Origin of the sequence: Phenylobacterium zucineum HLK1, from assembly GCF_000017265.1 — a bacterium.
Lineage (GTDB): Bacteria > Pseudomonadota > Alphaproteobacteria > Caulobacterales > Caulobacteraceae > Phenylobacterium > Phenylobacterium zucineum.
In genome coordinates, this window is sequence record NC_011144.1 from 3,322,015 (window position 1) to 3,334,013 (window position 11,999).

Consider the following 11,999-nt stretch of genomic DNA (forward strand, 5'->3'; position numbering starts at 1 on the left):
GCTCTGCGACGCCGAAGGGTTAGCACGGTCCACCGCCCACGGCAGGCCTGGTCCGATGACCGTGGGGCTGGACCTCGCCGCCCGGCGGGGCGAAGGGGAAGGCATGAGCGAGCAGCCCCTTCCGCCCGGCGCGCGGACCGCGCCGTCCACCGCCCGCAACCGCGAGCCAATCCTCGACGTGCTGAAGCGGCATCTGCCCAAGCAGGGGCTGGTGCTGGAGATCGCCGCGGGGGCGGGCGAGCACGCCCTCTACAACGCCGCGGCCCTACCCGGCCTGACCTGGCGGCCGACCGACCTGGACGAGGGGGCGCTGGCCAGCATCGAGGCCTGGCGCGAGCACGCCGGGCCGCCGAACCTTCTGCCGCCGCTGCGGCTGGACGCCGCCCGGCCCGAGGACTGGCCGGTCCGGCGGGCGGACGCGATCGTCGCCATCAACATGGTCCACATCAGCCCCTGGGCGTCGACCCTGGGCCTGATGGCGGGCGCGGGCCGGGTGCTGCCGGCCGGCGGGGTGCTGGTGCTGTACGGCCCCTACCTGGAGGACGGCGTGGCGCCCGCCCCCAGCAACCTGGCCTTCGACGCCGACCTGAAGCGGCGCAACCCCGAGTGGGGCCTGCGGCGGGTGGCGGACGTGGCGGCGGCGGCCGCGGCGCACGGCCTCTCGCTGGCCGAGCGGGTGGAGATGCCGGCCAACAACCTGACGCTGGTGTTCCGGAAGGGCTAGGCGGGCGGGTTCAGCCACTCGGTCAGGCCCTCGCGGCGGCAGACCTCGAGGAAGGCCGGGCGGGCGCGCAGGCGCGTGACGTAGGCCGAAAGGTTCGGCCAGGACGTGGCGGGCCGGGGCATGTTGCGCGACCAGCGCATCAGCATCAGCGCAAGGAAGTCGGCGCAGGTCAGGTCCGGTCCCAGCAGGTGCGGGCGGCCGCCCTCGAGGCGCGCGTCCAGGGCGGCCAGGCCCGCCTCGATGCGGCGACGGGCGAGGTCGCGGACCGCCTCGGCCCCGGCCGGCTCGCCATCCTTGTCGGCGTAGAACCAGTCGCGCATGGGCGGCAGAAGGTTGTTGGCCAGCCAGACCATCGTCTCCAGCCACTTGGCCCGCCGCGGATCGCCGGGCGGCGGGGCGAGGCCCGCCTCGGGATGCCGCTCGGCCAGCAGCATCAGCAGGGCCGCGGATTCGCGCACCGGCCGGCCGTCGACCACCAGAGTGGGGACCCGCCCCTGCGGGTTGAGCCGCAGGTAGTCGGGGTCGCGCTGGGCGCCGGCGTCGAGGTCGACCGGGCGCGCCTCGAAGGGGACGCCCAGTTCGAGCAGCATCCAGTGGACGGCCAGGCTAGCGGCGCCGGGGGCGTAGAACAGGGTGTAGTCCATGGCCGAGCTTTAGCCGCGCCCGCCGCTGCGCGCCATGGTCGCATCGCCTCGGGCGGCGGCTTTTGGCATTCACCACCTTCGCACGACCAACGCCGCCAAGTCGGGGAGCCTTCCGCATGTCGCAGCCGATCACCAAGCAGTCGCTCGCCGAGTGGGGCTCCGCCGGCCTGGTGCTGCTGTCGGGCGCGACCGCCGGACATTTCGCGGCCCTGGGCATGAGCCCCTCGCAGTGGCTGGGCGCGGCGGCGGCGGTGTTCGGCTCGGTCGGCGTCGCCGTGGCGGTGCGCACCTGGCCCTCGCCCCAGAAGGCCGAGGCGAAGGCCAAGGCGCGCGACTGAAGGCCTACTCCGCGGGCGTGAGCGGCACCTGGATCTCGCCGCCGGCCTCCCGGAACTTCTTCGCCATCTCCTCCATGCCCTGATCATTCGTCAGGTCGTTCTGGGCCCGCGCGGCCTCGCGGATGTCCTGGCTGATCTTCATCGAGCAGAACTTCGGGCCGCACATCGAGCAGAAGTGGGCGGTCTTGAACGCCTCCTTCGGCAGGGTCTCGTCGTGGTAGGCCCGCGCGGTCTCAGGATCGAGGCCGAGGTTGAACTGGTCCTCCCAGCGGAACTCGAACCGGGCGCGTGAGAGGGCGTCGTCCCAGGCCCGCGCGGTCGGATGGCCCTTGGCGAGATCGGCGGCGTGGGCGGCGATCTTGTAGGCGATCACCCCGTCCTTGACGTCCTGCCGGTCGGGCAGCCCCAGGTGCTCCTTGGGCGTGACGTAGCAGAGCATGGCGGTGCCGAACCAACCGATCATCGCCGCCCCGATGGCGCTGGTGATGTGGTCGTAGCCGGGGGCCACGTCGGTGGTGAGCGGGCCGAGCGTGTAGAACGGCGCCTCGTGGCAGTGCTTGAGCTGCTCTTCCATGTTGGCCTTGATCTTGTGCATCGGCACGTGGCCGGGGCCCTCGATCATCACCTGGACGCCGTGCTTCCACGCCACCTTGGTCAGCTCGCCCAGGGTTCGCAGCTCGGCGAACTGCGCCTCGTCGTTGGCGTCGGCGATCGAGCCGGGGCGCAGGCCGTCGCCCAGCGAGAACGAGACGTCGTAGGCCCGCATGATCTCGCAGATCTCGGCGAACCGCTCGTAGAGGAAGTTCTCGCGGTGGTGGGCCAGGCACCACTTGGCCATGATCGAGCCGCCGCGCGAGACGATGCCGGTCACGCGGTTGGCGGTCAGCGGGATGAACGGCAGGCGCACGCCGGCGTGGATGGTGAAGTAGTCCACCCCCTGCTCGGCTTGCTCGACCAGGGTGTCGCGGAACACCTCCCAGGTCAGGTCCTCGGCGATCCCGCCCACCTTCTCCAGCGCCTGGTAGATCGGCACCGTGCCGATCGGCACCGGGCTGTTGCGGACGATCCAGTCGCGGATGTTGTGGATGTTGCGGCCGGTGGACAGGTCCATGACCGTGTCGGCGCCCCAGCGGATCGCCCACACCATCTTGTCCACCTCGTCGGCGACGGTGGAGAGCACCGCCGAGTTGCCGATGTTAGCGTTCACCTTGACCAGGAAGTTGCGGCCGATGGCCATCGGCTCGAGCTCGGTGTGGTTGATGTTGGCCGGGATGATCGCCCGGCCGCGGGCCACCTCGTCGCGCACGAACTCGGGGGTGCACAGGTCGGGGATCTCGGCGCCGAAGGACTCCCCGTCGCGGATGCCCGGCGCCTGACGGCGCAGGTTCTCGCGGATGGCGACGTATTCCATCTCGGGCGTGACAATCCCCCGGCGGGCGTACTCCAGCTGGGTGACCGCGGCGCCGGCCTTGGCCCGGTAGACGCGGCGGGGGGCGGAGAACTGCGGCGCCAGGTGCTCGCCTTGTGCGAAGCCGTTGTCCTCGGGCTTCACCTGGCGAGGATCGGCCACGATCTCGACGTCGCCGCGGGAGACGACCCAGGGCTCGCGGACCTTGGGCAAGCCCTTCTCGATGTCGATGGCCGCGTGCGGGTCGGTGTAGGGCCCGGAGCTGTCGTACATGGTCACCGGCGGCTCGTTCGCCGAGGGATGCACCGCCACCTCGCGGAACGGCACGCGGATGTCGGGCCACAGCGCGCCGGGCTGGTAGACCTTCTTCGAGCCGGGACGCTCGCCGGTCGGGATCGCGGCGGGTTCGAGGGGGCCTGCAGGCTTGTTCATGGCGCATCACGCTCCGGTTGGACGGATCACGGGCGTCAGGACGGGTTTGCGGACAGGCCCTTCCCTTCGCCGGCATGACCCGGATCAGGTTCGACGGGTCGTGGGCTCACCCACCTCTCAGCCGCTTGCGCGCGGCCCCCCGAGGATTGGCGCGAGCCTAGGCCGGAAGGCGCCGGCGGGGAAGGGCCAAAAACCGGGATCGGCGAACGGGCCTTGAACTCCCTCCCCCGCAACTGCAGAGCTTGCGGACGGGACGGGGGAGACAGTCATGGCGCAGATCGAGCTGGAGGCCGGCGACCTGCTGGATGGCCGCGGACGGCTGGCGCAGGCCGGCTGGGCGAGGCGCGAGGCGCGGCGCTACAGCCGCGCGGCGATCGCCGCCTCGCCGCTCAGGATCAAGGAGTGGGACTACTACTGCGTCCTGGCCGGCGACCATGGCGTCGCCGCAGTGGTCGCCGACAACGGCTACATGGGCCTCCTCTCGGTGGTCTGGCTGGACTTCGCGGCGCGCCGGTTCTGGACGCAGAGCGAGATCGTCCCCTTTCCCTTGGGGCGGATGGGGATGCCGGAAAGCGCCGATGCGGGCGACGTCGTGCAGGCGCGCAAGGGCCTGAGCCTGGCGTTCCGGCATACGGCGCTGGGCAGGCGGCTGACCCTCGACTGCCCCGGCTTCATGGGCGGCAAGGGCCTGAGCGGGACGCTGGACCTGGCCCAGCCGCCGATGGACCGGATGATGATCGCCACGCCGTTCCCGGGCGCGCCCAAGGCGTTCTACTACAACCAGAAGATCAACTGCATGCCGGCCAGCGGCGAGGTGGTCGTGGCGGGGGAGGCCCACCGGTTCGCGCCGGACAGCGCCTTCGCGGTGCTGGACTGGGGCCGGGGCGTCTGGACCTACCGCAACACCTGGTACTGGGGCTCCGCCTCGGGGCTGGTGGACGGCAAGCCGTTCGGCTTCAACATCGGCTACGGCTTCGGCGACACCTCGGCCGCCTCCGAGAACATGGTCTTTCTGGGCGGCATCGCCCACAAGCTGGATGAGGTGACCTTCCACCTGCCGGACGGCACCTGGGACGGCGCGCCCTGGCGGTTCACCAGCAACGACGGGCGCCTCGAGATGACCTTCGAGCCGATCCTCGACCGGGCCGACGCAACGGACCTGAAGCTGCTCCGTTCGATCACCCATCAGGTGTTCGGCCGCTTCTCGGGGACCGCCGTGCTGGACGACGGGCGCAAGGTCGCCTTCCGGGACCTCCTGGGCTTCGCCGAGAAGGTGGAGACCGCCTGGTAGGCCGATCGCGCGGGCTGGCTGGCGCCGGCCGTTCGGTCGTAGGATCGCACCGAAGCCTCCGGAGGACCGCCGATGAAGCTCGTGATCGCCCCGCTCGCCGCCCTCGGGCTGACCGCCTGCGCCGCGCCCCTTCCCCCGCCGCCGCCGCCAGCGCCGCCGCTTGGCCCGCCGCCTGGGGCCGCCCTGGCTCCGGCCCTGCCCCCGGGGGACTGCTTCCGCTCGAGCGACATCCGCGGCCACACGATCGGGGACCGCCAGACGCTGTACCTGCGGGTGCGGCAGTCCGAGGTCTACCGCGTGGGCATGGCGGGGAGCTGCCTGGCCGGCGCCATCTCGTCCGACCCGCTCGTCATGCGCCAGCCGCCGGGATCGTCCATCGTCTGCCGCCCGATCGACCTGGACGTGGGCGTCAGCCGCGACGGGATGATCGCCACCACCTGCATCGTGCAGTCCATCGTCAAGCTGACCCCCGAGCAGGTCGCCGCCCTGCCGCGGAGATTGCGGCCGTAGGGGGAAGGGTCTAGGGCGAAGCCATGCACCTGGCCCGATACAACCCCGTCCGCTTCGCCCACCTGCCCACGCCGCTGGAGCCCCTGCCCGGCCTGACCGAGGCGCTGGTCATGCCCGGCGGCGGCGGGCCGACGCTGTGGATCAAGCGCGACGACTGCACCGGCCTGGCCGGCGGCGGCAACAAGACCCGCAAGCTCGAGTACCTGCTGGGCGACGCCCTGGCCAACGACGCCGACACCCTGGTCACGCAAGGGGCGGTGCAGTCGAACCACGTGCGCCAGACGGCGGCGGCCGCGGCCCGTTTCGGCCTGAGGTGCGAGGTGATCCTCGAGCACCGCACGGGCTCCAAGGCGCTGGACTACAACCTGTCGGGCAACGTGCTGCTGGACGAGCTGCTGGGCGCGAAGATCCGGCACGTGCCGGCCGGGACCGACATGAACGGGGCCTTGGCGGACGTCGCCCAGGAAATCGCCGACGCCGGCGGGCGGCCCTATGTGATCCCCGGCGGCGGCTCGAACTGCATCGGCGCGCTGGGCTACGCCGAGTGCGCCCTGGAGCTGGTGGCCCAGGCCAACGAGCTTGGCCTGGAGATCGACCGCATCGTCACCGCCACCGGCAGCGCGGGCACCCACGCCGGCCTCGTGGCGGGGCTGGCCGTGATGGGCGCGGACATCCCCGTGCTGGGCATCGGCGTGCGCGCGCCGAAGGAGCAGCAGGAGGCCAGCGTCTACAAGCTGGCCCGCGAGACCGCCGCGCTGCTGGGCCACGAGGACCGTGTGACCCGCGAGATGGTCGAGGCCGACTGCGACTACGTCGGCGAAGGCTACGGCCTGGTCGACGAGGGCGTGATCGACGCGCTGAAGATGGCCGCGCGCGCCGACGCCATCCTGCTGGACCCGGTCTATACGGGGAAGGCGATGAAGGGCCTGATCGCCCTCTCCCGCTCGGGCGCGTTCGACGGCGAGACGGTGGTGTTCCTGCACACCGGCGGCGCGCAGGGCCTGTTCGGCTACCAGTCCGAACTGGAAGGCAAGCTCGGATGAGCGAGGACGACGACGGCTCCCTCACCCTGGGCGTGCTGGGCGGCATGGGCCCGGCGGCGACGCTGGACTTCCTGGCCAAGCTGCAGGCCTACACCCCGGCCAAGCGCGACCAGGACCACATCCGGGTGATCGCCGACATCAACCCCAAGGCGCCGGACCGCAACGTGCCCGGCTCGGGCGCGGGCAACGTCCTGGCCGAGATGGCCGGGGCCCTGCGCGGGGCGGGCGCCGACGTGCTGGCCATGCCCTGCAACACCGCCCACGCCCATTCCGACCTGATCCAGCGGGCCTCGGGCCTGCCGCTGATCGACATGATCGATCTGGCCGCCGAGGCGGCGGCGGAGTCGGGCGCCGTGCGGGCGGGCGTCCTGGGCACCAAGGGCGCCCTGAAGCTCTACCGGGAATACCTGGCCGCCCGCGGCCTCGGCATGGTCAGCCTGCCGCCCGAGCGGCAGGAGGCGTTCATGGAGACGCTCTACCGGATCAAGGGCGGCGATCTCAGCCCCGAGGTTTCGCGCCAGATGAAGGCCTTCGCCGACGAGCTGGTGAAGGGCGGCGCCGAGGTGCTGGTGGCCGGCTGCACCGAGCTGCCCCTGGTGCTGGACCCGCAGGACGTGAAGGTCGAGCTGGTGGACCCCGCCGACCTGCTCGCCCGCCGCTGCGTGGCGGTGTGCCTGGGCTACGAGGCCGTGCCGCAGGTGGGAGCTTAAGGGGCGGCGTCCTTCGGCGGGCAAGAAGGGTCCACGAACCACACGAACCACACGAACGGGGGTCGCCCCCTTTCGTCATCGCCCGGCTCGTCCGGGCGACCCAGCCCGGTGCGGCGCCGCTGGCGCTGCGGACGGGCGTCAGGATGGGTGGCCCGAACACGTCGGGCCACGACGAGGAGGAGGTTCGGGTGGTTCGTGGCCGATCCGGCGGCGCCCCCGCCACCGCCTCGCGGATCTAGAGCGTGCGGGCGGCGAAGGTGTCGCAGGCGGCAGGATCGCCGGTCTCGGCGCCGCGGCGGAACCAGCGCATCCGCTGTTCGGATGAGCCGTGGGTGAAGGCGTCGGGCATCACGCGGCCCTGAGCCTGGCGCTGGAGGGCGTCGTCGCCGACGGCCGCGGCGGCGCGAAGGCCGTCCTCGATGTCCCGGGGATCGAGCGCCACCTGGCCGTTCGAGACGGCGGCGGCGTGGGCCGCCCAGACGCCGGCGTAGCAGTCGGCCTGCAGCTCGAGCCGCACCGAGCCGCTCTCGGCGCCGCGCGCGCCCATCCGCTGGGCGCGGTCCGAGGCGCCGGTCAGGTTCTGGACATGGTGGCCAATCTCGTGGGCGATGACATAGGCGCGGGCCGCCTCGCCCGAGGCGCCGAACTTGCCCTCCAGCTCCTGCCAGAAGGTGAGGTCCAGATACACCTTGCGGTCGGCGGGGCAGTAGAACGGCCCCATGGCCGACTGGCCCATCCCGCAGCCGGTGCCGGTGGCGCGGTCGTAGAGGACGATGGCGTCAGCCGGACGATAGCCCTCGAGCTGGGCCTTCCAGACGTCGTCGACGTTGGTGGCGACCACGTCCACGAAGCGTCCGGCCTCGTCGGCGGGGCCGCCGCGGACGCCTTCCTGCTGCTGGACCTGGGCGCCGCCGCCCAGGACGCTGGTGGTCGTCGACGGATCGACGCCGAACACGAAATAACCGATCAGGGCCAGGATCAGCCCCCCGGCGCCGAGGCCGCCGACGGCGCCCGCGGGCCCAAGGCCACGACGGTCCTCGATATTGCCGGAGCCCCGGCCGCCCGACCAACGCATAGCGACGCCTCCTGAACCTGCGCCAGCCTAACGCGAAGCTGTCAGCGGGGGTTCTTGGATATCTCGCGGACGCGGCGGTTGGATTCCGCCAGCGCCTCGTCGGGGATGCTGGGCAGGCGTGACGTGTCGATCTGCGCCGGCGGGCCCGAATAGGGCGTGCGCGGCAGGACCGTGGGCGCGCGCTGGGCCTCAAGGGTGCGAGCCGCCTGCTCGGCGCGCAGGCGTGCGTCCAGCGCCATCAGCTCGTTGTGCTGGGCGACCGAGCGCTGCTGGTCGAGCTGCTGCTGCAGGCGCAGGGCGTCGAGCTGCATCTGGGTGGTCGCGCCGAAGTCCTGCGCCGCCGCGGGGGCGGCGAGCGCCAGGCTCGCGACCAGGCCTGCGACCAGGCTCGCGACGGGACCGGCGATGAGGGCGAGCGCGCGCATGGGACGGATGTGGGGATCCGGCGACGCGGCGGAAAGGGGCGCGCGTCAGCGCCGCTGGACGGTGAAGCGGGCGAGTTCGCGCTGGGGATCCTGCCAGTCCGGCTTCAGTTCGACGGCCTTGCGGTAGTCGAAGTAGGCGGACGTCATGTCGTCGAGCCCCTCGTGCGCCAGCGCGCGGTTGTAGTAGGCCTTCTCCGGCTCCTCGAGGCCGAGCTCGATGGCGCGGGTGAGGTCGGCGAGCCCCTCGGCGTAGCGGCGGGCGCCGACCGCCGCCGCGCCGCGGTTGACGTAGGCCTCGCCCAAGTCGGGCTTCAGGGCCACGGCGCGGTCGAAGTCGTCGCGGGCGGCGCCGAACTCCTTGCGGCGCAGCTTCATCACCCCGCGGTTCACGAAGGTGCCGGCGCGGTCGCGCGTCGACAGCAGCTCGGTGTCCAGCGCCAGGGTGCAGACCGCCTCGAAGCGGCGCTCGGACTCGCCGGCCAGGGCCGCGTCCGAGCACTGACGGGCCATGCCGCCGCCCAGCACCGTCACCGACTGGGCCGAGGCGCCGGACGCCAGGACGCCGGAGCCCAGGACGACGGCCGCGGCCGTGACGGAAAACGCCAGGGATCTCAGCATCGGACCAGCTCCCGCACGGGACGGGAGAAGGGTCCGCCCGGAACAGCGGTCTGTCAAATCACACCGCCTCACACAGGGACGAACAGGCCCTCGATCATCCGGCGGACGGTGGGGATCAGCGCCTCGGCGCAGCCTGCCGGATCCGTCGAGTCGGCGATGGTCAGGGCGGCCTGGTTCAACGCCCCGGAGAGCAGCGTCAGCATGGCGTCGCGCTGGTTGCGGTCGGTGACGCCGCGCTCGTCGCAGGCCGCCTCGATCCCGACGCGCAGGTCGCCCATGGCGTATCGCATGTCGATCTCCCACCACCGGCGCCAGCCCACGACGGCCGCCGCATCGATGAGATAGATCTGCAGGATCTCCGGGTCGGCGCAGACCCGCAGCTGCGCCTCGCAGCCCTTGATCAGCCCGTCCAGATAGCTGGTCGCGCCGACGGTCTCGGCCATCAGCCGCCCGCTCACCTCGGCGCAGACGGTCTCGAGCACCGCATCGAACAGCGCCTGCTTGTCGGTGAAGTGGTGGTAGAGGGCGCCGCGGGTGACGCCGGCGGCCTCGAGGATCTCCTGGGTCGAGACCGCGGCGTAACCCTTCGACGCGAAGAGCGCCCGCGCCTCGGCGATCAGCCGCGCCCGGGTGGCGTTTCCGCGATCGTGACGGCCGTCCACCATCGATCTCCTCGCCGCAGACATGGGCGCGTCTCGCCCTCCCGGCAACACATCTTCGCAATTCCGCGCTTGAAAGCAAACAGACAGTATGTTTGTTTCTTTGCTCGGTGATCGGCGTTCGGCCGGCGGCAGGCGAAGGGGGCGGCGGGGTGCGGACTGCGGGGGCATATCTGGCGATCGCACTGGCCGCCGGCGTGGCGACGGGCTGCGCCACCACCGGCTTCGCGGCGCCGCGACGGGGCCCGCCGGCGCAGGCCGGAGCCGCCGAGCAGATGCAGGAGGCCGCAGTCGCGGCCCTGCGCCGCAACGATCCCGCGTCCGCGAACCGGCTGCTGACCCGGGCGCTGCAGCGCGATCCCGAGAATCCGACGCTGCATGCGCTCAACGGCCTGGCCCACCACCAGCGGGTCCGCGACGGCCAGCGCGAGCACTTCCAGCTCGCCGAAACGGCCTATCTGGTGTCGCTTCAGAGCCAGCGGGACTCCTTTCCCGTGGCCCTGGAACTGGCCCGGCTCTACGTCGAGAACGGCCGCTACGGCGCCGGAAAACGCGCCGCCGCCTACGCCCTGGACCTGGAGCCGGGCTCGGCGGACGCCCTGCAGGCGCTCGCGGCGGCGGCCTACTACGACGGGGACCTCGAACTGGCGGCCTGGGCCGCGGCGGAGGCGAGACCGGACGACGCCGCGATGGCCCCCATCCGCCCGCTCGTGTTCGCCGCCGCGGGACTGCCCGCCGAGGCGGACCAGGCCCTCGCCCAGGGGCTGGCCGCGGGCGCCATTCCCGACCAGCGCCGCGAGGCCCTGGCGCGGCGGCTCGGCCAATGGCGCGATCTGCATGTGCAGGCCGCCTTCCAGCGCCCGGCCGGCACGCTTCCTGACGCGCCGCCCGGCGCCATCGGAGGGGCCGCCCCCGCGCAGGCGCCCGCATCCCTGCCCGGACTCCCGCTTGCGGACCCGCCGGACGCGCCGGCGCCGGAGCCCGCGTCGGGCGCGGCGAGCTACGCCTGGTGGGACTGCCAGCAGCAGCTGAACCCCGGCGGATTCGCCGCCCCGCCGCCTTCGTTCAGCTACGGCTACGGCGCCTCGACGTCGGCGGACGAGACCTCGGCCCTGCCCGCTCTGCCGGCGCCGTGCCGCGGCCAGCCCCTGCCGCGGATGGCGATGGTCGACGCCGTGATCCTGCGCACCGACGACACCCGCTCGGCCACGAACGGGGTGAACCTGCTGAAGAACCTGTCGGCCTACGTCGGCAACGGGATCACCGTCACGCGGAGCTGGAGCACCGGCCAGCCGGCCACCAAGACCAGCGTCGTCACCCAGAACCTGGGGCTCGGCTCGTCGGTCGGCGGGGTGCTCTCGTACTCGCTGAACATCGCCAACGCGACCGAGCAGCGGGCCGAGATCCTGGCGCAGCCGACCCTGCTCGCGCTGGACCGCCAGCCGGCGCAGTTCTTCTCGGGCTCGAACGTCACCATCGCGCTGAACGGCGGCCCGGGCAGCTACGGCAGCGTGCAGAACCAGCCGGTGGGCGTGAGCCTGTCGGTGACGCCGACCTTCGTCGACGACGACAGCATGCTGGTCAGCGTCAAGGCCGTCCGCTCGTTCTTCGAGGAAACCGCCGACAGCGCCACCTTCGTCCAGTCGGTCCAGACCTCGCGCAACATGGTGACGGCCAACGTCCTGCTGCGCTTCGACCAGACGCTGGTCCTGTCGGGCCTGAGCGAACGCGAGGTGACCAGCATCGACAGCCGCACGCCGCTGCTGGGCGACATCCCCGGCGTCCAGCACCTGTTCGCCACCAAGGAGGACCGCGACTACACGCGCTCGGTGGTGATCATGCTGACCCCGCGCCGGGTTCCCGGGCTGGCGGCGCAGCTCGCGGAGGCGGCCGCGGCGGCGACGCCCGAGCCCGCCGCCCTGCGCGACGCCCGGGCCCGGGCCCGGACCGGCCTGGCCGAACAGTGGCCGAACCTCACCGCGGCGCTGGCGCACATGGACCGCAACCGCCTGTTCCGCGCCCTGCGCGCCGGCGACATCGACGTGCGCGGCTGGCGCGAGCGGGACCGCGTCGAGCAGGCGCTGAACGACTTCACCCGGCTTCTCGCCTTCTGAGTCCGACC

General features: G+C 72.4%; 13 protein-coding genes and 1 riboswitch. Of the genes, 7 read left to right on the forward strand and 6 right to left on the reverse strand.

The genetic code is table 11. The features are described 5' to 3' along the window. Window positions 1-103 precede the first annotated feature (103 nt). Window positions 104-724 (forward strand): DUF938 domain-containing protein, encoded by a 621-nt coding sequence (locus PHZ_RS16135; RefSeq protein WP_012523454.1) that lies wholly within the window; start codon window positions 104-106, stop codon window positions 722-724. Here the strand turns inward: PHZ_RS16135 and PHZ_RS16140 are convergent. Further along, a complete protein-coding gene (locus PHZ_RS16140; RefSeq protein WP_012523455.1) occupies window positions 721-1,368 on the reverse strand; it encodes a glutathione S-transferase family protein in 648 nt (215 codons plus the stop codon). The genes PHZ_RS16135 and PHZ_RS16140 overlap by 4 nt on opposite strands. A 116-nt stretch (window positions 1,369-1,484) precedes the next feature. On the opposite strand from PHZ_RS16140, the gene PHZ_RS16145 reads away from it, so the two are divergent. Beyond that, the gene (locus tag PHZ_RS16145) at window positions 1,485-1,706 is read left to right on the forward strand and encodes a hypothetical protein (protein WP_041373629.1); all 222 of its coding nucleotides are present in this window, start codon (window positions 1,485-1,487) and stop codon (window positions 1,704-1,706) included. 4 nt (window positions 1,707-1,710) lie between these two features. On the opposite strand, the gene thiC is transcribed toward PHZ_RS16145, so the two are convergent. Continuing rightward, window positions 1,711-3,546: a phosphomethylpyrimidine synthase ThiC gene (gene thiC, locus PHZ_RS16150; protein ID WP_012523456.1), complete on the reverse strand. Its 1,836-nt coding sequence runs from the start codon at window positions 3,544-3,546 to the stop codon at window positions 1,711-1,713. Between the two features lie 44 nt (window positions 3,547-3,590). After that, window positions 3,591-3,698: riboswitch (TPP riboswitch) on the reverse strand. A gap of 116 nt (window positions 3,699-3,814) precedes the next feature. Between thiC and PHZ_RS16155 the strand changes: the two genes are divergently transcribed. From PHZ_RS16155 to cuyB, 4 genes are all read left to right on the forward strand, one after another. Next, window positions 3,815-4,837 (forward strand): DUF2804 domain-containing protein, encoded by a 1,023-nt coding sequence (locus PHZ_RS16155; RefSeq protein ID WP_012523457.1) that lies wholly within the window; start codon window positions 3,815-3,817, stop codon window positions 4,835-4,837. Window positions 4,838-4,909: 72 nt separating this feature from the next. Next, the gene (locus PHZ_RS23235; protein WP_012523458.1) at window positions 4,910-5,347 is read left to right on the forward strand and encodes a DUF6491 family protein; all 438 of its coding nucleotides are present in this window, start codon (window positions 4,910-4,912) and stop codon (window positions 5,345-5,347) included. A 23-nt stretch (window positions 5,348-5,370) separates the two neighbouring features. Next, window positions 5,371-6,390, forward strand: coding sequence for a D-cysteate sulfo-lyase (gene cuyA / locus PHZ_RS16165; protein ID WP_012523459.1), 1,020 nt, complete (start codon window positions 5,371-5,373; stop codon window positions 6,388-6,390). Further along, window positions 6,387-7,100 (forward strand): cysteate racemase, encoded by a 714-nt coding sequence (gene cuyB / locus PHZ_RS16170; protein WP_012523460.1) that lies wholly within the window; start codon window positions 6,387-6,389, stop codon window positions 7,098-7,100. The genes cuyA and cuyB overlap by 4 nt, the downstream gene beginning before the upstream one ends. A gap of 235 nt (window positions 7,101-7,335) precedes the next feature. On the opposite strand, the gene ypfJ is transcribed toward cuyB, so the two are convergent. From ypfJ to PHZ_RS16195, 4 genes are all read right to left on the reverse strand, one after another. Beyond that, window positions 7,336-8,175 (reverse strand): KPN_02809 family neutral zinc metallopeptidase, encoded by an 840-nt coding sequence (gene ypfJ, locus PHZ_RS16175; RefSeq protein WP_012523461.1) that lies wholly within the window; start codon window positions 8,173-8,175, stop codon window positions 7,336-7,338. A 41-nt stretch (window positions 8,176-8,216) separates the two neighbouring features. Continuing rightward, on the reverse strand, window positions 8,217-8,600 hold the full coding sequence (locus PHZ_RS21870) for a hypothetical protein (protein WP_049758297.1): 384 nt from the start codon (window positions 8,598-8,600) through the stop codon (window positions 8,217-8,219). 45 nt (window positions 8,601-8,645) lie between these two features. Continuing rightward, entirely contained in the window at window positions 8,646-9,218 is a 573-nt protein-coding gene (locus PHZ_RS16190; RefSeq protein ID WP_041373632.1) for a tetratricopeptide repeat protein, read from the reverse strand. Window positions 9,219-9,286: 68 nt separating this feature from the next. Further along, entirely contained in the window at window positions 9,287-9,883 is a 597-nt protein-coding gene (locus PHZ_RS16195; protein ID WP_041373633.1) for a TetR/AcrR family transcriptional regulator, read from the reverse strand. Window positions 9,884-10,029: 146 nt separating this feature from the next. Between PHZ_RS16195 and PHZ_RS16200 the strand changes: the two genes are divergently transcribed. After that, a complete protein-coding gene (locus PHZ_RS16200; protein WP_041373634.1) occupies window positions 10,030-11,991 on the forward strand; it encodes a type II and III secretion system protein in 1,962 nt (653 codons plus the stop codon). Window positions 11,992-11,999 lie beyond the last annotated feature (8 nt).

Bases quoted from the DNA above. Each gene is read 5' to 3' on its own strand.
- PHZ_RS16190 (WP_041373632.1), bottom strand. From the start codon at position 9,218: ATGCTGAGATCCCTGGCGTTTTCCGTCACGGCCGCGGCCGTCGTCCTG.
- cuyA (WP_012523459.1), top strand. From the start codon at position 5,371: ATGCACCTGGCCCGATACAACCCCGTCCGCTTCGCCCACCTGCCCACG.
- PHZ_RS16155 (WP_012523457.1), top strand. From the start codon at position 3,815: ATGGCGCAGATCGAGCTGGAGGCCGGCGACCTGCTGGATGGCCGCGGA.
- ypfJ (WP_012523461.1), bottom strand. From the start codon at position 8,175: ATGCGTTGGTCGGGCGGCCGGGGCTCCGGCAATATCGAGGACCGTCGT.
- PHZ_RS21870 (WP_049758297.1), bottom strand. From the start codon at position 8,600: ATGCGCGCGCTCGCCCTCATCGCCGGTCCCGTCGCGAGCCTGGTCGCA.
- cuyB (WP_012523460.1), top strand. From the start codon at position 6,387: ATGAGCGAGGACGACGACGGCTCCCTCACCCTGGGCGTGCTGGGCGGC.
- PHZ_RS16135 (WP_012523454.1), top strand. From the start codon at position 104: ATGAGCGAGCAGCCCCTTCCGCCCGGCGCGCGGACCGCGCCGTCCACC.
- PHZ_RS16140 (WP_012523455.1), bottom strand. From the start codon at position 1,368: ATGGACTACACCCTGTTCTACGCCCCCGGCGCCGCTAGCCTGGCCGTC.
- thiC (WP_012523456.1), bottom strand. From the start codon at position 3,546: ATGAACAAGCCTGCAGGCCCCCTCGAACCCGCCGCGATCCCGACCGGC.
- PHZ_RS16145 (WP_041373629.1), top strand. From the start codon at position 1,485: ATGTCGCAGCCGATCACCAAGCAGTCGCTCGCCGAGTGGGGCTCCGCC.
- PHZ_RS23235 (WP_012523458.1), top strand. From the start codon at position 4,910: ATGAAGCTCGTGATCGCCCCGCTCGCCGCCCTCGGGCTGACCGCCTGC.
- PHZ_RS16195 (WP_041373633.1), bottom strand. From the start codon at position 9,883: ATGGTGGACGGCCGTCACGATCGCGGAAACGCCACCCGGGCGCGGCTG.